Source organism: Cobetia sp. AM6, from assembly GCF_009617955.1.
In the GTDB taxonomy this organism is placed as follows: domain Bacteria; phylum Pseudomonadota; class Gammaproteobacteria; order Pseudomonadales; family Halomonadaceae; genus Cobetia; species Cobetia amphilecti.
In genome coordinates, this window is the sequence record NZ_AP021868.1 from 89,043 (window position 1) to 108,750 (window position 19,708).

Genomic DNA, 19,708 nt, shown 5'->3' on the forward strand with positions numbered 1-19,708 from the left:
ATTCACTTTCCCCCCAGGTCAATCCCGCCGAATGGGTTGATGTGCAAGAATGCCAAGCGTGGGCTATTCACGTTGGCGGTCATGGACGATTGCCGCCCTTACGGGGCTTGTTGAACCGTTGGGTGGCTTATTAGGCGCTGGAGTCATCAGCATGTCACAAGCGCTACTTCCCTGGGGTTTGGCCTTTGCGGCGGGAGCGATGCTGTATGTGATTAGTCATGAGATTATTCCCGAAACTCATCGGAGCGGGCACCAAAAAAAGGCCACGCTGGGCCTCTCCATCGGATTGGTACTCATGCTGTTTTTGGATGTTTCTCTGGGCTAACCAGTGGGCGTGGGGCGTAGCGTTAGTTCTAACCCAAGTCGTGAGCCCCTCCGTGCGATTTTTCAGTGATACAGAGCTGATGATCACTGATGACCTCAATGATTCGGCAGCTTTCCACTTTGCCACCGGCACACTGTGTGACCATCCGTTGAAGCTCCTCACGCAGTGCGGACAGTCGTTGAAGGCGGGATTCCACTTTCTTTAGGTGATGCGTGGCGATGGCATCGACTTCTTGGCAAGGCATGTCAGGTTGATCTGACATGGCCAAAAGCTCTCGCACTGACTCTACCGAAAAGCCAAAGTCTCGGGCATGACGAATAAAGGTCAAGCGCCGCACAGCGTCGTCTCCATAGCGGCGCTGCCCCCCACCGGTTCGTGTCGCATCGCGCAACAGCCCAATACGCTCGTAATAGCGAACCGTTTCAGGTTTGCAATCGGCTCGTCGTGCTAACTCACCAATGCTGATACTTTGCCCCATCATCGACATGGTAAAACTCCTTACGCAGGGCTTGAAGCTATAGTTGCTACAAGGTTTACACTGCGAAACCATAGCCCATTGGGAGAAGAGGCACCATGAAAACATCAACGCAGGCGACAGCGCCTACCTTTTTGACGCTGCGTGTTGAAGGCATGGACTGCGGCGGTTGTGAGCGCAAGGTCGTGTCGGCGCTAGAGCGGCTGGACGGCATTGAGGAAGTCACGGCAAGCTCGGTCACGGGATCGGTGAAGATTCATCACCACGATCACGGGGCCCCCTCGCGAAAGACCATTGAGGGCATCCTGAACGAACTAGGCTATCAAGTGGCTTCCCATGATGGCCAAACACACGCATCTGGCTCTGCATCCCCTTGGTGGCAAACCGCTAAAGGGCGCTTGGTCATTATCACAGGAAATCTGCTGATCGTGGCCTTCGCGCTTCGTTTAGCATGGCCTGCGCTGGGCAATGTGCCTTTCATTCTGGCTACGCTGGTCGGCTTAATGCCCATTGCGCAGAGTGCCTGGGGTGCCCTCAAGATGCGCAACCCCTTTACCATCGAGATGCTGATGTGCATCGCTGCGCTTGGCGCATTGGCCATCAATGCTGCCGCTGAAGCTGCGATGGTCGTGTTCTTGTTCGCCGTAGGTGAGCTACTCGAAGGGGTAGCTGCTTCTCGGGCGCGCCGCAGTATCTCAGCCTTGGCAAATTTAACACCCTCAACGGCGAGGCTGATGGACAACGGCCATCTGCGTGACGTCTCGGCGGAGTCACTTAAACCCGGTCAGCGTGTGCTGGTGCGGCCCGGTGATCGCGTTCCCTGCGATGGACGCATCCTGGTGGGCACCTCCGACATTGACGAGTCGCCGGTTAACGGCGAGTCCATCCCCCGTTCGCGAGCGCCTGGTGATGACATTTTTGCTGGCACAGTGAATCTTGATGCCGCCCTGGAGGTGGAGGTAACACGAGGCGCTGATGACAATACGATCGCACGCGTTATTCGCCTGGTTGAAGAAGCACAGGCCGCCAAGGCACCGATAGCACGCTTTATTGATCGTTTTGCGTATTACTATATGCCCGCCGTCGTCTTACTCGCCCTCCTGATGGCGATAGTGCCACCGCTGGTATCGACCATGGCATGGTCGGAGTCGATTTACCGTGCGTTAGCATTGCTGTTAATCGCATGCCCCTGCGCGTTAGTCATTTCCACCCCAGCCGCCATCGCCGCAGGCCTCTCGGCGGGCGCTCGGCGCGGCCTACTGATCAAAGGGGGAGCCGTTCTTGAACAGTTAGGTAAGCTTCGCTTGGTGGCATTAGATAAAACGGGCACCCTCACTGCGGGTACCCCAAGAGTCACAGATGTGGAGTCTTGGATCGCTGAGGAAGACGATAACAGCGTATTGCGGCTCGCCGCTGCGATAGAGCGAGATTCCAGTCACCCTATCGCCATGGCTATCGTTGAGCATGCCCGACAGTCAGGCCTAAACCTCCCCACCGTCACTGGCAGTCGTGCTTTGGCGGGGCGCGGTGTCTCAGGCCGGGTGGAGGGTCGCGAGCTGAGCTTAATGACGCCTCGTCACCTTCACGAGCAAGTCATCCTTGAGGAAAGTCTCAGTGCTCGGATTATCGCGTTAGAAGAAGCCGGTAAGAGCCTCGCTCTCCTCGTCGAAGGCGAGCGTTTGTTGGGCTTGATCGCGGTTCGCGATGAGCCACGCGAAGATGCCATTGAAGGCCTAGCGGCGCTATCCCGTTTAGGCGTACAGGCGGTCATGCTCAGCGGTGACAATGCCCGCACCGTCGCTGCCACGGGGGGTCGCTTAGGCATTGAAGCGTACGGCGAACTAATGCCTGAAGACAAGGCAGCGTATGTTCGAGACTGGCAAGCGGCAGGCCGTGGCCCCATCGGTAAAGTAGGCGATGGCATCAACGATGCACCGGCACTCGCGGCAGCCGATGTGGGTATCGCGATGGGGGGCGGCACGGATGTGGCGTTGGAAACCGCCGATGCAGCCTTGCTCAAGAACCGCGTTACCGGCATCGCTGAGCTGATAGACCTCTCTCGTGCCACGCTGCGCAATGTGAAAACCAACGTTGTTCTCGCCCTTGGCTTAAAAGCCATTTTCCTGGTCACCACAGCGCTGGGTATTACCGGTATGTGGATTGCGGTGATGGCCGATACCGGTGCTACCGTCCTTGTGACGTTGAACGCCATGCGACTGCTGGGTTATCGCTTTTCGCCCAGTACCGCATTGACAGGCCTGTCACAAGGAAAAACAACGTCATGAGCACAGCGCAACACGACAGCCCTTCACGACGTTGGCCATGGTTCACATTTGCTTGCGTGTTGGCTCTAGCCGATCAACTGGTCAAAGAAATCGTGCACGCCCAGATGTCGTTTGGCCAAGTCATTCCGCTAACGCCGTTTTTTAACTGGGTTTATACCGGGAACACAGGAGCCGCTTTCAGCTTTCTCGCAGAAGCAGGGGGTTGGCAGCGCTACCTCTTTCTTGGTTTAGCGTTGGTGGTGGTCGTCGTATTGGTTGTGCAGCTATGCAAACCCCTGTCGCGCTTGGAGGCCTGTGCGTACAGCCTGATTCTTGGCGGCGCGCTCGGTAATACCGTTGATCGCTTAGCGCGAGGGTACGTCGTCGACTATCTGGACATTTACTGGGGCGAATGGCATTGGCCCGCCTTTAACATGGCCGATATCGCTCTGTTTGCAGGTGTATTGATGTTCGCAGTGGCATTATGGCGTGAAAGTCCTGCTTTTAAGCGCTCTGAGTAACGCTATGGATGTGGTCGATAAAGATAAAGAATATACGCTTTTTGCTGGGCGCTCCTCACCAATAGTCGATTGCGTTGTAGCGCTCGCCGCTGGGGTACTGACCACCTTGAGTGCCGCCCCCTTTTCCCTATGGTGGCTTGGCCCAGTGGCCGTGGCACTGGTCTATTGGAAGATACAGTCGCTAACGCCCGCCATGGCCACCCTGCGTGGGTGGTGCTATGGGGTAGGCCTGTTCGGTTCTGGCACATCGTGGGTCTTCGTTGCTATTCACGATTTCAGTGGCACCGGGGCCTTGGTGGCGATGCTCCTCACCACTCTTTTTGTCAGCGCCCTGGCGCTCTTCTTTGCAATCCCCTTTGGGCTCTATCGGCGCATCACGGGGCCACGGTTAGCCTGTCTTAGCTTTGCCGGTATGTGGGTGGTGAGCGAATGGCTACGCACCTGGTTGCTCACCGGCTTTCCCTGGTTATTGCTGGGCACCTCTCAGATTGATTCTCCACTAGCCCCATGGGCGCCCGTTGGTGGTGTGTACTTGCTGTCACTCATGACCGCGCTGACAGGTACGTTAGGGGTAGAGGTACTGCGTCGCCGCTGGAGTTTCCTTGTCCCAATGGCCGCCTTGTGGATCGTTCCATTCCTATTGCCAGCCCAATGGACAACCCCGGCTGGCAAGCCCATCCGGGTGGCATTGCTGCAAGGGAATCTTGACCAGCGCATTAAGTGGACTGCCCAAGGGCAGCGCGAGGCGATCAGTATCTACATGGCGATGACACGGGAGCAAGCAAGGGATATCGATCTCATCGTTTGGCCCGAGGCAGCCCTTCCCATGCTTGAGCAGGAAGCACAGCAAATACTTGAGCAAGTAGCGTCCGATCTGGGGCCTGACACCGCCTTGTTGACCGGCATTTTGCAACGCGACAGTGAAGGGCGCTCTTATAACAGCGTCATAGGGCTAAATGATGTGCAGGGCGAATACCAGAAGGCGCACTTGGTGCCCTTTGGCGAGTATTTGCCATTCCAAAGTCTCCTCGCTGGCACCCTTGCTTTTTTCGACTTGCCAGTACCTCGCCTGACCCCAGGGTCAGACGAACAGGCTCCGTTACACGTGGCTGGCACTGCCATTGGCACTGCCATCTGTTACGAGATCATTTTCGCCGACCACGTCGCCCAACAAGCGCGTAATGCCGAGCTGCTATTAACGGTTTCCAACGATACGTGGTTTGGGCGTTCCATTGGCCCACACCAACATCTTCAAATGGCGCGTCTACGTGCCCTTGAAAATGGTCGTCACCTACTTCGAGCTACCAGTAATGGCGTGACGGCCATCATCGATTCACAAGGTCACGTCACAGCCCGTGCCCCACAGTTTGAACAGGCCAGTTTAACTGGCGAGGTGACCCCGATGCAGGGCCTAACTCCTTTCACATGCACCGGTAGTGGCCCCGCTTGGATACTCGCTGCCTTACTGACGCTGCTCGGGTTAAAACTGAACTTATCTCGATCAAAAAACGACGCATTAGATGAAAAAGGAACCTAGCGATGCTCCTGGCAAAGAACGCAGTAATACTTAAGAGATTCCTCCCATGGCCAATGCAGATCGGCTTCATCGTGAGTGTGGTGATTTCATTTCTGGTATGGCCCACTGTTGCCATGGCGACACAACCTTCCACGGCCCAGGAGACAGAATGGCCCAAGGGGCATTACCCGCTACCAGAGGAAGGTAATATTATCGGAGAGGCTGACACCTTTATCGTAAAGGATTACGACGATACCTTGATAGATATTGCCAGGCGTCACAACCTTGGCTATTTGGAGATGATCCGTGCAAACCCAGAGGTTAGCATCTGGGTTCCAGGGGTGGGCACGGAAGTGACTATTCCGGGACGTTTTATTCTGCCGAATGTGGAGCGTACTGGGATCGTTATCAATATCGCCGAGCTGCGGCTTTACTACTACCCAGATGTCAAAAACGGTAAGACACCGCGTGTTGAGACCTATCCTATTGGCATTGGTCGCGAAGGGTTTGATACTCCTTTAGGCGTGACCGAGACCACCATGAACATTAAAAACCCCGCGTGGTACCCGCCTGAGTCGGTAAAACGCGAAGCAGAAGCACGCGGTGAAACCGCGCCCAGCGTTGTGCCACCCGGCCCCGATATGTAGTGGTCAAGTGCTTTTGGCCACCGAGCTTTGAGCATTCCAGTAGTTCTTTTCTGCCAAATTCGGCGGTATCCCATCGTTATGCTTGTGCGGCCGCAGGCTGCTGTAGTAACCGATCATATAATCAGTGACAGATCGCTTCGCCGCAGCAACATCGGGATAGCCGATCTCTGGTATCCATTCCGTTTTCAGGCTTCTGAAGAAGCGCTCTGTTGGGGCATTGTCCCAGCAATTGCCACGGCGACTGAGACTCAGTGTCATTCGGTAGCGCCAGAGCATCTGCCGGAATGCCCGGCTGGTGTACTGGCAACCCTGATCCGAATGAAACAGGATATTCCGTGGCTCTCCACGCGATTCGTAGGCCATGGTCAGCGCTTTCTTTACCAGCTCCGTGTTCGGCGATAGGGACAATGCCCACCCCACGGGTTTACGAGCATACAAGTCGATGACCACTGCCAGATAAGCCCAGCGTGCCCCTGTCCAAATATAGGTAATGTCGCCGGTCCATACCTGATTGGGCTTCTTTACATCGAACTCCCGATCAAGAACATTCGGTATATCCAGGTGTGGCTGATCAGCCTTCTTGTAGGCGTGCCTCGGCGGCTGCGAGCTCATCAGCCCCAGCTGCTTCATCCGCCTGCTGGCCCGATAACGACTCAACTGTATTCCTGCCTGCGTGACCATTTTTGCAATGCTGCGAGCGCCGGCAGAGCCGTTACTGATGGTATGCGCCTCGACAACCTGATCCAGCAGCTTCTGCTCAGTCTCACAAGGTCTTCTATCCCGACTACGCCAAGCCCGGTAGCTACTGCGATGCACCCCAAACACCTGACACAAGTGCTGCACCGCGTAGCTCTCTTCAAGTCGCTCGATTATCGAGAATTGCTCAGGGAGTCCGACATCAAGAGAGCGGTAGCCTTTTTTAATATTGCCTTCTCTTCTTCCACTCGCCGCAGCTTGCGCTTCAGTTCCTGGATCTCACGCTGTTCCGGCGTCAGAGCCTCACCTTTCAGCGACGCCTTGCCTGCTCGCTCAGCGCGAAGCCTGCGAACCCAATACTCCATGGTGGATTTGCCAACTCCCATAGCCTCACACGCCGCCTTCAGCGTGTAGCCCTGGTCGACCACGAGCTGGGCCGCTTCCAAGCGAAATTCCGGGCTAAACGTTCTCTTCTTCGTCATCATCTGCACCTGATTGTCTCTGTGAGCCATCATACACTCAAAGTCAGGTGGCCAGATTCACTGTGCCACTACAATAACCCGCTAGGAGACCATGCCATCATCCTAGGCTTCGATGGCTATTTGATTCACGGCACCAACCAGCCCGATGGCATTGGCATGCGCGCAAGCCGAGGCTGTATCCGCATGTTACCCAAAGACATTGAATCTATATTTGACCGCATTCCACCCGGCACCCAAGTCAACATCATCAATCAGCCGATTAAGATAGGTTGGGAAGGCGGTCAGCCGCTGATTCAAGCCTTTCCGCCGCTTGGAGCAGAAGAGCACAGTATGACCGCACTCACAGAGACCATGACACGCCTAAACCAATACAATGTCGATAACGTAAACCTCGATTACGAGCAGCTCAGCGATGTCCTGTCACTCTCTAACGGGCTTATAACCCCCCTACATCCAAATCAGGAACAGGAACCACAGCGCCACAGCCCAGAAGAGAAGTCTATCAAGGGCATTTATGAAGACCAGGATCTGACGTCATCTCAACGGTCATGACACGCCTTCTGGCACACCGTTGAGCCCTGGCATATAGGTAGAGAGCCATAGCCCCGTCCAAACGGCGGGGCGACATTCGCGCGGAGCCCTCCAAGTGACTGCGCGCTATCAGTGTCTTAGCACTCAATATCCAGAGGCAGCCAGTAGGTAACGTCACTCATTACCACCTGTATCCCGTCTGTCGTCCGCTCTACGGTCAGTTGTCGAAGCATTTTCTGCGTTACTTTTGTGTCATGGAAATACTCCATGGCAGCAACGATCCATGCCTCCCTCCAGGCCTCTCCTTGATCAGCACACCGGGCCATCGTCATCAGGGTGCGGGCTAGTGTTTCTTTTCGCCGCTTTCTTGCCCGTTTTACATCCACCCGAGGAGCCAACGTGGTGGCATGTTGGCGATTCAAGAAATTAGTAAACCCCGTCACCGAGGCTGCTTGTCCAGGCACCGCCTGCAAATAGTTGTCCACATCGCCCTGTTGAGGCAGTCGCTGCCCCTCCCGGTCAGTAGCGAGTAGCAATGCGGCTGCCGCTCTTAGTGCAAGTCGTGCGGAGGTGTGGGACGTTTTGCCCGCCTCTATACGGGTTTCCAATTGCTGCCAATAAGCATGCAGCGCTTTTTCTGATATAGAAGCGGACGGCATAGACCTTAGACACGCTTTGATACGTCGTTTCTCTGAGTCGATCTTCTTTGCTTGGTGATCCGTCTCTACCCCTTGCTCTTCATGCAGCCATCGCATAGGAAGTCTTACACGCCGCAACCCCTCAGCCCCGAAGTGATGAAGTAGCTCCGAATAGCTCGGTATCCGTGACCATGCCTGGTCGATCTCAAGGAAGAACGAGAAGAAATGATTGATCTTGAGGGCAGCCTTATGCGGCCCCGTGGCACGAATCAGCCATTCACCAAATTCCCCAAATGCCTTACTTAGTACGTTGGTGGTGATACCGGCTTGGCCAATGGAGATCCGCTTGCGGCATGTTCGTGTCCAGTAGCAGGGCTCACAGACATCGCCTCGACCTGCAGGCATAGGATGGCCACACGATGGACAGGCAATCTCACCTTGCTCATAACAGGCTTTGCACAATGCGTCACCGCTGGATGTCATGACCAATAAGCGATGTCGACGACACGCGGAACAGGTACCGTGATCTGCCGTCGCACAGCGTGGACATAAGCGATGATCATGCCCCATACGCTTCACCCGGGTAAGACGTTGAGAGGATTCTCCACACGCCTCGCAGGGCTCTGGCTCTCTGAAATAGGGAGCGCAAGCGATACAGACAGGGCCGTAGGGAGTGACCTTGCCGATGTTGTAGTCTGAACTGGCTTTTCCACATCGCGCACACGGTTTGTCAACGTCACACTGGCGACAGACGGCTTCTAGGTCATTCTTTGGCAGACGGGCTAACTCACCACATCGTGGGCACATCCGCCGCTTAAACACACGAGCATAGCAAGTTGAGCAGTAACCATGGCCCTTATGGCGTCGCCACAATTTGGAGACTTCCTGGCCACACTCATCACAGTCTACCGTTTGGTGTTGCTTCAAAAGGTTGGCTCCGCTTTCATTCTGCGTTTTAAACGCGCCCATGAGGCTCTAACAGCGCGTTCCGACATGGGGCGATGAGCCGGTGGAACGCGGTGACGATGCGGCCCATGAGGGTGGTGAGATAACCGTAATAGCAGCGGCAACAACACAACGGGGGGTGACTTTCGGTGGTCATGAAGCGCGCTCGTTTTCACATTGAACGCGACCAACGCACTGAACGTTTCCTCAACGCCTATACTGAGCAAACGCTCCACCGACGCCAATAAAGCACTACGCTCGCTGACAGGCAACAGTTCAAACGCCAGCCCAGACAAAGGCATGTTCTGGTCAAGTGAGAGCGGACACATTTTTAAGCCGCAGCAGCCAGTTCAATATCCCTCGGCGTTCGGTAGCCTAAGGTCGAGTGGAGTCGGCAGCTGTTGTACTCCATCTCGATATATTCGATCACATCTCGCCGTGCTGCTTGGCGGGTTCCATATCGCTGGTCAGCCAGCCACTCGCTTTTCAGTGAGCCGAAGAACCGCTCCATAACAGCATTGTCCCAGCAGTTTCCCTTGCGGCTCATGGAGGTCTGGAACCCGTGCCGATCCAGCGTGGATCGGTAGTCATGTGACGCGTACTGGCTGCCGCGGTCGCTGTGGTGGATCAATCTGCTCTTGGGTTGCCGGCGCCCTACGGCCATCTCCAAGGCGTCCAGAACCAACTGTGTGCGCATGTGGTCTGCCATCGCCCAACCAACAAGTTGCCGGTCGTGGAGATCGAGCACTGCCGCCAAGTAGAGCCACCCTTCCAACGTCCAGATCGCCGTGATATCGGCCACCCAGGCCCGGTTCGGTTCCGACACCAAAAACTGACGGTTGAGCAGGTTGGGCGCCACCGGGAGGCTGTGCTCACTGTCGGTCGTATGACGCCAGCGGCGCCGCTGCTTTGCTTCTACGCCGGCTTCCCGCATCAGACTCCGGGCCTGGTAACGGCCAACCTCGTAGCCACGACGTTGCAGCTCTTTGGCGATGCGGCGGCTGCCGTAGCTGCCTCGCTTCCGGCGGTGGATCTCTCTGACCTCACGGTGAAGGGCCTGGCGATGATCATCTGGGCCACGCCGTCGCCAGTCATAGAAACCACTCCGGCTGACCTGCATGACCCGACACAGCAAGGCCACTGGATAGGCGGCCTTCTCCGATTCGATGAACTGATATCTCAGCTCGATTCTTTGGCGAAGAAGGCCGCCGCCTTTTTTAAAATATCCTTTTCAATCTGAAGCTTACGAACCTCTTCGCGGAGCATCTTGATCTCGTCGTCGCGATCATCCGCGTGTTGGCTCGAGGCGCCTGAAGTCTGTTGACGTTGCTTGCGGCACCAACGGTCCAACAAGCTACGGTCAACTCCCAGGCGCCGAGCTGCCTCGGATACGGTATATCCCTGATCGCTCACCAGGCTCACCGCATCGGCCTTGAATTCATCGGAATACCGACGTCGAGTCTTCTTGGTCATGAACACCTCCATCGCCTCTATTATGAGGCTTATCGGGGTGTCCGCTCCAATTGGACCACTTCAGCATTCGACTATCCGTAACCGAAATGCCCAATGACAGAAGCGCATCGGCCAGGGGGGACGCAGGCCGCCGACTTGCACGCCGAACAACGCCAATAAAGAAGGCCACCATAGAAAACCAATCGGCGGGTGCGATAGGGGCCTCCCTAAACGTCACGTTGCTGCTTTTTAAAGCACGATCTGCCATCACTTGAACACTGAACGCTTCTGCTAAATGCAACGTGCATACCACCTTTCTAAAATCGTCATGGCACCGACTGCACTGAGCTAAATGTTGATCTTCCGCTGACAGGCGATGGGGCTCTATAGGGGCCTTGCATGCTGGGCATTCATCTATCAGCTGCACCCCATGAAAGCGGCACCCAGTGTGCCAAGCGAATCGCCAGTGTCGGCGCAAGTAAGGGGTTGAGTCCTCTGCCAAGCACAACGTGCATACCTGTTGTCCTCCATGGCGGGTTCGATTTCGGCTGCCGAGTGCCAACAACCAGGGCCAAGTCCGCGTTTCCGGTAATGAGTAACCGGCCACTTTCTCACAATCGTCACGCACCCCAGCTTTCTGAAACTCAGCGGACGATATCCCCGATGCATTGACTAATGGGCGCATTCTTACGAGGGGAATTTCCCTATCAATATCCCTTGTCCATATACGCCATGTTGGCCAGATAGCCCCGGTGAGCGACAAAGGATCACACCCCTGTCTCAACGCCGCCCGTACCAGCCATGAAGAAAGCGACTCTTCAGACAACAGAGGCACACTCAGCGCCCAGGGCATTACAGCATCACCTCCCTAATGCCACGGGTAGGTCGCACCCATGATTTACTCTGAATAATTTTCTCATCGATACGCTCAGCCCCGGACAAAATAGCGGCATTGGCACACTCAATCAGCAGCCGGTGCAGGTCGCCAAAATTGCCGCCAGAGATCGCGTGAAGCTGGGTCGCCAATTGTGGCTCATGCAGTTGGGAAGGATGTTTGAGCGGTAATATCTTCTCAAAGCCAGCGAGCAGCTTCTGAAACTCCTGATTGAGCTCCCACTTGGGTAACGCGACCACATCAAAGCGACTCGCATGCTGCGGGTCTGAATGCAGCACACGCACAGCATCTTGCGTACCAACACCCACGATGGGAATCATCAACTCGTTGCATAGGAGCTTAATGGCATTCATCGTTTCGCGCTGCTTGACGGCACCACCGGTTAACAGTGAGTGGAACTCATCAATGATCAACAAACGGGTATGGCAAGCCCGCAGTTGATGAATCACTTGGTAGCGTAGCTTAGGTACCGGGTCTGAAGGCCGATAGGGAGCCCAAAAGCTCTCTAACACTGCGATATACAGACTTTTCTCATCGGCACTCGGTGGGGCTTGAGTGACGATCACGGGTTTCACCGGTTCTACGTCTTCATTCACGTAGCCTTCACCGTACTGTTTACGAAACCGTTGAACGATGGTTGTCTTTCCGTTGTTGGAGTCACCCACGAGCAAAAGGTTAGGCATACGAGGGCGACTAGGCTTCTCCATCAGCCCACGCATGACCTCAATGACACGATTGGCCAATGGATACCCCAACCATCGCGGTTGATCCATAAACTCCATTCGCTCTTTAGCGGACAGCCCCAAGACATGACGAAGATCAGGATGAAGGTGTGTGCTCATGCTATGTCCCAGTTCACATCGATATCACCCGATAAGAGACCATCTCCCTGAGCGGGTGACTCTTGGGGGGCCGCGGTTGAGGGAGCATGTAAAAGGGGATCTGCAGGCGTCACCTTCTTCTCATGCTCTTTACGTCGTTGTGCCTGACGGCGACTTCGCTTGGTGCGTTCTTGCGACTCCTCCACATGGGTTCGCAGTTCACTAATAGCGCGTAGAATTTCAGTCTCATTGACCGAGTTTCTTCCTTCCTGCCGAAGTCGCGCTTTAGCCTGGGCATACTCCCAAACACTCATCGAGGGGAGGGCAAGGTTGGCAAAGGGAATGCGAAAATAGTGCCCTAGTTCCGGGTCTTTGAACCAAATAACGCTAATGTCGCGAGGGTCGCGCCGGAATACAAAAGTGCGTTTCTTGCTTGGTGTGTCTGGATCTTTAGCATTGATCCATGGCCTTAACGCCTCGTCGTAATAGTTCATGCCATCGATGGTCACACCAAAGGTCTGGATCGTGCGCTGAAAGCTGGGCAAAAAGTCGAGCAATACAGAAAGTCTATCAGCAGGTCGTGGTGCTAAGCCCACTCCCTGCACGTCAGCATTGCCAAACACACCGATTTCCCATTTCCTCATCGGTGACATACCAATCCCAGAATGAAGGCGCTGGTGGTAAACCTTACAAATCAACGTTACGAGCCACTCTTCAAACTCGCTTTTCGTCATGGCCGCGTGTTTCTCTGGATCGTACCCTTCTTTCTCTTTAATGGAGGAGAAGGTCGTCCCAGGCAGGTTATGGATTTCTTTGAGAAGAGACCCTAGCACCCGCTCAATATGCCCCCCGTAACGTGGCTGCTTAACAGGCCGAAACTCAAGATTGATCCCGTAGGCTAGGCAAGAGCGCCGAAACGTCTCTGAGCGAAAATCTGGGCCGTTATCGACATGAATCGTGGCGGGTGTGCCCCATACTGGCCACTCAGCCTCCACGTTATGCAGCAGCAACCACTCATCTTTAGGAAGCATGGAGTGAGCCACACACATGCCAACGGATGTTTCAGAGGGCGGGTCAAACGACAAGTAATATCCCGTGACTATGCGAGTACACACGTCCATGGCCAACGTAATCCATGGACGGCCAATCGGTTTGCGATGCACGTCATCAACCAAAATAATATCGGCAGGCGTGTGGTCAATCTGCATGACGGCTAACGGATAATCCGCATTGGGAAACTTCCCGGCAGCCGGCTGAAACTTATTAATCGCTTTTTCTCTAAAGCCATGGCCACGCAATCGGTCGCGCTCTGGGATGTCACGCAGACGAGCACGAACGGTACCAGGGCTCGGCGGATCAATGCGCCGCTCGTGGCAGCGACGCATGACCTCCTGTACCGCCTTTTGTGCTGAGGGACGCTGCAGCGTCAAATACACGTCTTTGATGACTTCCTGAATCACCGCCTCAGCATGCGCGGGTATACGCGACTTCCCCTTCTTCCACCCTGGCTTTTGAGGAATCAAGGCGAGTACCGAGCCCGTTGCCCTGTACCGCTTCAGCCAGCGGTAGATCGTGGCCGTATCCACTCCCGTTTGTTTAGCACGTTCCTCCGCTGCATCTCGCCCTACGGTATGGCGATCCACCAAGGGCTTAATGATGGAAAAACGATGCTCGGCCTCCCGCCAATCAGCATCCCCAATCTCGGACATATCCTGCTCAGGCGGAGCAGACCCGCTATTGAGAGGCGTTAATTCACTGATGCGAAGCGGACAACTACGCCCGGACTCAACGGCAATACCAATGACCGTCTCAAAATCGAGCACCTGAGAAATTCGGTAAACGGTGCCATCTTTCTGAACCTGCTCGCCCACCGTGATCTGCAAGTGCTGGCGTGTTTGGGCGACGCCGCTACTGGGTTCAGCTGTGTTGTCACGATGATTATTCATAATCGGGTACCCACACCTCTGATAGAGGGCTAAAGGATTGAGCCATATCGCAATCTAGCTGCCGAGTCGCCAGCAGGTGCCATAAGTGTGCAATTCCCTCTGCCCGATAAACGTCACCCATGAAGTGCCGAGACAGCAGGTAATCCAAGGTCGCTACCCCCATCTCCCTCACCGTATTGAGCACTGCCTGGCTTTCAACAGAGGGAAACACCATTCGTTTGTAACGCGCCAAGAAAGTGATGTTGTCCAGGGTCTTATCACGAATGCGGCTCTCATCATGAATGCTAAACGACCATCCCTCGTTGCTGGCATGCCGCATAGCCGCCTTCCATTTAGGCGACCATTCACGCCAATGTTCTTGCCACTTTTCCCGTGGTTTGACTTCCACCAGGAGAGGTTTCGGGTAGTCCTTGTAATGACGGTTACCGAGACGGTAATAAACTAAATAATCCGGCGTGTAGGTGTAACGCCTACCGGTCACTGGATGATGAAACGAGATCTCGCACGGCTGGGATATCACACCAAGGACGCTCACATCAAAGTCAGCCTTTATGAGGAAATCACGTTCGAGCGTCGACTCGAACGCAATAGACTCCTCCCCGCGAAAGGCATAGTAGCCAGACACACTTCGTCGGGTAGGGCCGATTTTACGAACAGATGTAGGCAGTGGCATGAGCAGTCGCACCAAATGTTGAATAAAACGTGGCCTGTCGCAGCAATTGCTATTAATTCTGTCGCATTCAATCCTGCATAGACTACCATAATAGCCCGATATTACGTGCTGAGGGTCGCATTAATTGCTGAAAATGACAGTGGCTCCAAGCCGCGCCCGGGCGAGGTGTCGCTGGCGCATCATGGCGTGCTGTTTCTGGATGAGCTGGCGGAGTTCGACCGTGGCGTGCTGGAAGTGATGCGCGAGCCGCTGGAGAGTGGCCGTATCCTGATCTCACGCGCCAGCCATCAACGCCGTTTCCCGGCGCGCTTCCAGCTGGTGGCGGCGATGAACCCCTGCCCCTGCGGCTATCTTGGCGACAGCCGCCGCAATTGCAGCTGCACCCCAGCGCAGATCCAGCGCTATCAGGCGCGTCTGTCCGGCCCGTTGCTGGACCGCATCGACCTGCAGGTCGAGGTGCCGGGCCTGCCCGCCGAGGAGCTGACATCCGCCACCCCCGGCGAGGCCTCGGCCGGCGTGCGCGAACGAGTGCTGGCCGCTCGCGCGCGCCAATTGGCACGCGGCGGCCTGAATGCTCATCTGGATACCCACGCGCTGGAAGCCGCCTGTCAGCTGGAAGACGGCGAGCGCCAGTGGCTGGCCGGCGTGCTGTCACGCCTCAATCTCTCGGCGCGCGCCTATCACCGGGTGCTGCGTGTCGCGCTGACACTGAGTGATCTGATCGACCAGGACGGTGTGCAGCGGCCGCAGCTGATGGAGGCCATCGGCTATCGCCAGCTGGACCGCATGATGGGCAGAGACCCGGCACGCCCGGGTGCCGGCTCACAGCGTGACACTGCTTGAGGGAAGTCGGGTGATGGCTGTGCGGCCATCAGGCCGTGATGCTCAAAAGGACGGTTGGTCCGCGCCGGGGATACCCTCGCGAATCAGCTTGGAGAAATCACCATCTGGGTGATCGTCAGCGGCGATGGCGGCGGGATTGATCAGGCTGCTGGCCTTGAGTTCCGCGAAGGGCGCAGCGTCACTCAGGGCGTCCTGGTCCGCGACATATTCCGGCAGATAGCCGGAGAGCAGCAGACGGTAGTCCAGTGGCAGGCCGTCGGTCAGGCGCGTCATCATCGCGTAGACGAGGGTGGTGCAGTTGCTGGTGGCGGTGTTGTAGAAGCGTGGCTGAGTGCGCAATGTCTCGGCTTCGTCGACGTAGGCCAGCAACAGCTCGCGGATCATCTCGCGCGGCATCTGCACCCGATAGAGGTGTACCTGTTCGCCGCGCATGTTGCTGCGCACGCGGATGATGTCGCGTTCGTCGGCGGCGATCACCGCCAGTTCGTACTGCTTGAACATGCCGCCGAGGGTCGAGAACTGCTCGGTGCGCTCCTTGCGGATCTCCACCGAGAAGGCCAGATAGCGACCATCGGCAAAGCCGAAGCTGACCAGCGTATGGGCGATCCGCGGGCCCATCCAGTGACTGGTCAGCAGGTCCACCGAGGTCAGCTCCTCCAGCGGATAGTCGCGGCTTTCCCAGCGCGGCGTGTAATCCTCGGCGCTGTGCCACACGAAGTTGCGTACCTGCTCGAGATGCAGCACTTCACCCTGCGTGGCAGCCTCGGCCCTGGCGCTTGCCGGCGATGCCTCGTCCCGTGCTGGCGTGACCACCTGCCCCTCGACCAGATGCGCCACCTCCGGTGCCCAGTCGCGGTCCGCCCGTGGCGTGATGCTAGACCACCAGGCAAGGCTTGCGACCAGCAGCATCAGGTAGCTGCCCATCAGGCGCCAGCGAATCGTGCTGGCCTGCGGCCACCACAAGACAATCACGCACACGAGGCCCAACACCGCTGCGAGAGCAGCCATGGTGGTGCGCAGCCCTTCCGGTCCCGGCAGGCGGAACCACAGTGCGGGCACCAGCCAGAGGCTCGCGCCCACCACGGCGAGGCTGCTCAAGGCGCGGGCCGCGAGGCTGACCAGGGTCATCGCGAGGCCCTCACGATAAATCGTTCATGAACGGCGCTCTTCGGCGATGGCCTGCTCGAGACGCGCGAGACGGCCCGGCACCAGACTGTCCTCGAGTGTCGAGATGCGCAGGATGTGGCCAAGCGAAGGATGCGGGGAGCGAGTGATCAGCACGCCCTGAGCCATCAGTTGCTGCTGCACCTGCGCTGCCAGCTCGGCGCTCTTGAGGCGCACGCAGAGGAAGTTGGTCGCGCTGGGCAGCACTTCCGCGCCCAGCGAGCGCAGGTGCTCGGCGAGGCGATCGCGACAGTCGATCACGCCGGCGACGTGCGCTGCCGCCTCTTCAGGGTGCGCCAGCAGCAGCTCACCTGCCGCCATAGCCGGGGCGCTGACCGCGAAGTGAATCCGCACCTTGGTCAACATGGCGACATCGTCAGGCTCGGCGATCATGAAGCCGAGACGCAGGCCCGCCAGCCCATAGGCCTTGGAGAAGGTACGCAGGCGGAAGGTGCGCGCCATCGGCGCATGGTCGGCGTGGGCGGCGTCCGGGCGGAAGTCGTGATAGGCCTCGTCCAGCAGCAGGCTGCAGTTCTCCGGCAGGGCGTCGCGCAGAGCGCGCACATCGGCGTCAGAATGCAGGTGGCCGCTGGGGTTATCGGGGTTGGCGAGATAGACGACGCGGGCCTCATGCTGCCTTGCCGCGGCGAGCAGCGCCGCGAGGTCCGGTGCCAGTCGCGACGATGAGGCGTCATCGGCCGTGGCGAAGCTCTCGCTGTAGGGCACCTCGATGACCTCGGCACCCAGCCCGCGGGCGAAGTACGCCAGGGTCGGATAGGTGCCGGCGCTGGTGATCACGCGCTCGCCCGCACAGACGGTGGCGCGCATCACCAGTGCCAGCAGGCTGTCGGCACCGGCGTCGACCAGCAGGTTCTCGTACGCGACTCCCAGACGCTCAGCCAGTTGCTGGCGCAGTTGCCAGGCATCGGCGTCGGCATAGCTGCGACTCAGGTCGGCCAGGGCAGTGCCCAGCGCGCCGCCCAGCGTGTGGTGCGGCATGTCGAGCCCTTCGTTGGAGCCATACTGATATGGCAGCGCGTGTCCCAGTCTGCGTTCCAGCGCCTTGATGCCGGGGAACGGGTTATGCGGCCCGTCCTGATAGAGGTGGGCAAGAAAGCGACGGGGACTGGCGGTGGTCATGTTGGCTCCGGAAAAGCAGAAAACGGTAAAGGGTGAATCAGGGGTGGCGGGTGGGCCCCGGCGCAGCAGGGCTCAGGGCTCACTGCTCAGGGCGCGGGGTGATTGCGCGCCAGCGACTCGAGGGCCGCCTGGTCGAAGGCACCGCTCAGGGTGAAGGTGCGCGTCTCATTGCGCTCGGCACTGGCGCTGCGGACCAGTGTCAGCTGCAGCTGATACGGCTGCAGCGTGCGGTCTGACAGGGTCAGTGCGGCGCCGCTGGCCTCGAGAGTGGTCTCGAGACGCCACTGGCGGCTATCGACGGCGGGGCGGTCAGTGCTCCAGTTGAGCACCTGAGGCCCGTTCTTGAGCGCCAGCAGTGCGCGGGTCAGCGCCTCGTTCAGCGCGCCCGGGTTGGCCTGCAGCGTGGCATCCACCTCGGGCGGCGCGAGCAGCAATACCTGTTGCTCGAGCGGGGGTGTCCAGGACTGCTCGGCGATCAGGCGCGCCGCGCTCTGGCCGAGACCATAGATGGGGTCGCGTTCGGCACGCGGCACCTGGTCCAGGCTCATGCAGCCCGCCAGCGTGGAGAGTAGCAGGGTCGCGGCCAGCATGCGCAGGCGATGCATGGCCATCATGCCGTGCGCCCCTGCTGCGGCAGGTCTGACGGGCGCTGCGACAGGGCATCGAGGAAGGCGTCCAGCTCGGCAAACAGCTCCTGGCGAATCGGCTCGGCTTCATTGACCAGATGGTGCTGGGCCTCGGGATGGCGGTAGATGCGCGCATTGGGGAACTTGCTGGCCAACACGCCGAGATTCCATTGCCAATCGACGGTGGTGTCCTGCTCGCCCTGCAGGATCAGGGTCGGCAGTGAGCAGGGAGGCAGGGCGCGCAGACGGGGAATCCACTCCCGCATCGCCGTCACCCACTTCACCGCGAGGCGATCGGCCTGCAGCGGATCATTGGTGCTGAGAAACTCGTAGAAGGCCACATCATTGGTATTCGCGCGGTACTTGCGCGGAATGGAATCGATGAAGGGGCGCGCCATGCTGTGCAGCCAGCGTGACTGCGACCAGCCCCATGGCCGTACCAGTGGTGCGAGCAGGGCGATTCCCTGCCAGCGCGATTCATCGCCGCGCATCAGGGCGTCGGTGGCCAGCACCGAGCCGCCGGTGCTCTGGCCGATGCCGAACCACGGGTGCGGCGCCAGGCTGTGGTCTTCCAGGTAATCCTGGAAGGCCTGCAGGCAGCCGACATAGTCGCCGAAGTCATCGATGGAGGCGGGCTCGCCGGATGACAGGCCATGGCCCGGCAGGTCCCACAAGGCGACCTGCCAGCCGTTGCGCAGCAGGTGCGCCAGCAGATGACGATAGAGGGCGAGGTGATCGAAGTAGCCGTGGACCACGAAGACGGTGCCGCGCGGCTTGCGCGGTGTCCACAGCTGGGCCCACAGGCGAAAGCCCCCGGCCTCCAGATGGCCGGCATGCACGGCGATGTCCTCGCTGCGCAACGCATCAAGACCATAATGGCCCAGGTAACGCTCCAGTGGACTGGACGTCTGGCCCGGCAGCATGTCAGGCAGGCGGATAAAGGGGCCGTGGTCGAGCAGTTCACTGAAATCGGGCATGGTCATCTCCATAATGCTGCCATGCTAGCGGCTGGCGCGGCTGCGAGCTACACAAAGAACAGTGTTTCTTCACTGTTTTCCCCGCCTGTCGCCGAGCAACAACAGCGACGCGGAATCAACGCTGGGCGGGT

General features: G+C 57.8%; 16 protein-coding genes and 3 pseudogenes. 7 read left to right on the forward strand and 12 right to left on the reverse strand.

Translation table 11 applies throughout. The features are described from left to right. The first annotated feature begins 49 nt into the window (after positions 1-49). A complete protein-coding gene (locus CLAM6_RS00410; RefSeq protein ID WP_242007719.1) occupies positions 50-325 on the forward strand; it encodes a ZIP family metal transporter in 276 nt (91 codons plus the stop codon). Between the two features lie 28 nt (positions 326-353). Here the strand turns inward: CLAM6_RS00410 and CLAM6_RS00415 are convergent, their stop codons facing one another. Further along, positions 354-812, reverse strand: coding sequence for a MerR family transcriptional regulator (locus CLAM6_RS00415; protein ID WP_127062889.1), 459 nt, complete (start codon positions 810-812; stop codon positions 354-356). 86 nt (positions 813-898) lie between these two features. On the opposite strand from CLAM6_RS00415, the gene CLAM6_RS00420 reads away from it, so the two are divergent. The 4 genes and pseudogenes from CLAM6_RS00420 to CLAM6_RS00435 form a co-directional block, all read left to right on the forward strand. Next, a complete protein-coding gene (locus tag CLAM6_RS00420; RefSeq protein WP_153635031.1) occupies positions 899-3,085 on the forward strand; it encodes a heavy metal translocating P-type ATPase in 2,187 nt (728 codons plus the stop codon). Then, positions 3,082-3,585: a signal peptidase II gene (lspA, locus tag CLAM6_RS00425; protein ID WP_127062891.1), complete on the forward strand. Its 504-nt coding sequence runs from the start codon at positions 3,082-3,084 to the stop codon at positions 3,583-3,585. Before CLAM6_RS00420 ends, lspA begins: the two co-directional genes overlap by 4 nt. 4 nt (positions 3,586-3,589) lie before the next feature. Then, positions 3,590-5,122, forward strand: a complete 1,533-nt coding sequence (gene lnt / locus CLAM6_RS00430) for an apolipoprotein N-acyltransferase (RefSeq protein WP_153635032.1) — start codon at positions 3,590-3,592, stop codon at positions 5,120-5,122. A gap of 53 nt (positions 5,123-5,175) precedes the next feature. Continuing rightward, a pseudogene (locus tag CLAM6_RS00435) lies at positions 5,176-5,742 on the forward strand (L,D-transpeptidase family protein); the annotation flags it as partial. Between the two features lie 9 nt (positions 5,743-5,751). Here CLAM6_RS00435 and CLAM6_RS00440 read toward each other — a convergent pair. Then, a protein-coding gene (locus CLAM6_RS00440; RefSeq protein ID WP_242007794.1) for an IS3 family transposase occupies positions 5,752-6,926 on the reverse strand; the annotation gives its coding sequence in 2 pieces (ribosomal slippage) (positions 5,752-6,671 and positions 6,671-6,926; 1,176 coding nt in all). Between the two features lie 21 nt (positions 6,927-6,947). On the opposite strand from CLAM6_RS00440, the gene CLAM6_RS00445 reads away from it, so the two are divergent. Beyond that, positions 6,948-7,478 carry a L,D-transpeptidase gene (locus tag CLAM6_RS00445; protein ID WP_242007720.1) on the forward strand — a complete coding sequence of 177 codons (531 nt, stop codon included), beginning with the start codon at positions 6,948-6,950 and terminating at the stop codon, positions 7,476-7,478. A 116-nt stretch (positions 7,479-7,594) separates the two neighbouring features. Here CLAM6_RS00445 and CLAM6_RS00450 read toward each other — a convergent pair whose 3' ends face one another. The 6 genes and pseudogenes from CLAM6_RS00450 to CLAM6_RS00475 form a co-directional block, all read right to left on the reverse strand. Beyond that, positions 7,595-8,500 (reverse strand): hypothetical protein, encoded by a 906-nt coding sequence (locus CLAM6_RS00450; RefSeq protein ID WP_153635033.1) that lies wholly within the window; start codon positions 8,498-8,500, stop codon positions 7,595-7,597. 871 nt (positions 8,501-9,371) lie between these two features. Further along, positions 9,372-10,513: pseudogene (locus CLAM6_RS00455) on the reverse strand (IS3 family transposase). Beyond that, positions 10,479-11,345 carry a TniQ family protein gene (locus CLAM6_RS18170; RefSeq protein ID WP_153635035.1) on the reverse strand — a complete coding sequence of 289 codons (867 nt, stop codon included), beginning with the start codon at positions 11,343-11,345 and terminating at the stop codon, positions 10,479-10,481. The pseudogene CLAM6_RS00455 and the gene CLAM6_RS18170 overlap by 35 nt, the downstream one beginning before the upstream one ends. Then, on the reverse strand, positions 11,345-12,229 hold the full coding sequence (locus CLAM6_RS00465; protein WP_141440362.1) for a TniB family NTP-binding protein: 885 nt from the start codon (positions 12,227-12,229) through the stop codon (positions 11,345-11,347). Before CLAM6_RS00465 ends, CLAM6_RS18170 begins: the two co-directional genes overlap by 1 nt. After that, on the reverse strand, positions 12,226-14,154 hold the full coding sequence (locus CLAM6_RS00470; RefSeq protein ID WP_153635036.1) for a Mu transposase C-terminal domain-containing protein: 1,929 nt from the start codon (positions 14,152-14,154) through the stop codon (positions 12,226-12,228). The genes CLAM6_RS00465 and CLAM6_RS00470 overlap by 4 nt, the downstream gene beginning before the upstream one ends. Next, positions 14,147-14,827 carry a TnsA endonuclease N-terminal domain-containing protein gene (locus CLAM6_RS00475; RefSeq protein WP_153635037.1) on the reverse strand — a complete coding sequence of 227 codons (681 nt, stop codon included), beginning with the start codon at positions 14,825-14,827 and terminating at the stop codon, positions 14,147-14,149. Before CLAM6_RS00475 ends, CLAM6_RS00470 begins: the two co-directional genes overlap by 8 nt. 141 nt (positions 14,828-14,968) lie before the next feature. On the opposite strand from CLAM6_RS00475, the pseudogene CLAM6_RS00480 reads away from it, so the two are divergent. Next, positions 14,969-15,670: pseudogene (locus CLAM6_RS00480) on the forward strand (ATP-binding protein); the annotation flags it as partial. Positions 15,671-15,712: 42 nt separating this feature from the next. On the opposite strand, the gene CLAM6_RS00485 reads toward CLAM6_RS00480, so the two are convergent. The 4 genes from CLAM6_RS00485 to CLAM6_RS00500 form a co-directional block, all read right to left on the reverse strand. Then, a complete protein-coding gene (locus CLAM6_RS00485) occupies positions 15,713-16,798 on the reverse strand; it encodes an Lnb N-terminal periplasmic domain-containing protein (RefSeq protein ID WP_153635039.1) in 1,086 nt (361 codons plus the stop codon). Between the two features lie 24 nt (positions 16,799-16,822). Continuing rightward, a complete protein-coding gene (locus tag CLAM6_RS00490) occupies positions 16,823-17,974 on the reverse strand; it encodes a pyridoxal phosphate-dependent aminotransferase (protein ID WP_153635040.1) in 1,152 nt (383 codons plus the stop codon). An 86-nt stretch (positions 17,975-18,060) separates the two neighbouring features. Then, entirely contained in the window at positions 18,061-18,588 is a 528-nt protein-coding gene (locus CLAM6_RS00495; protein ID WP_153635041.1) for a hypothetical protein, read from the reverse strand. Further along, positions 18,585-19,577 carry an alpha/beta hydrolase gene (locus tag CLAM6_RS00500; protein WP_131431112.1) on the reverse strand — a complete coding sequence of 331 codons (993 nt, stop codon included), beginning with the start codon at positions 19,575-19,577 and terminating at the stop codon, positions 18,585-18,587. The genes CLAM6_RS00495 and CLAM6_RS00500 overlap by 4 nt, the downstream gene beginning before the upstream one ends. Between the last annotated feature and the right edge of the window lie 131 nt (positions 19,578-19,708).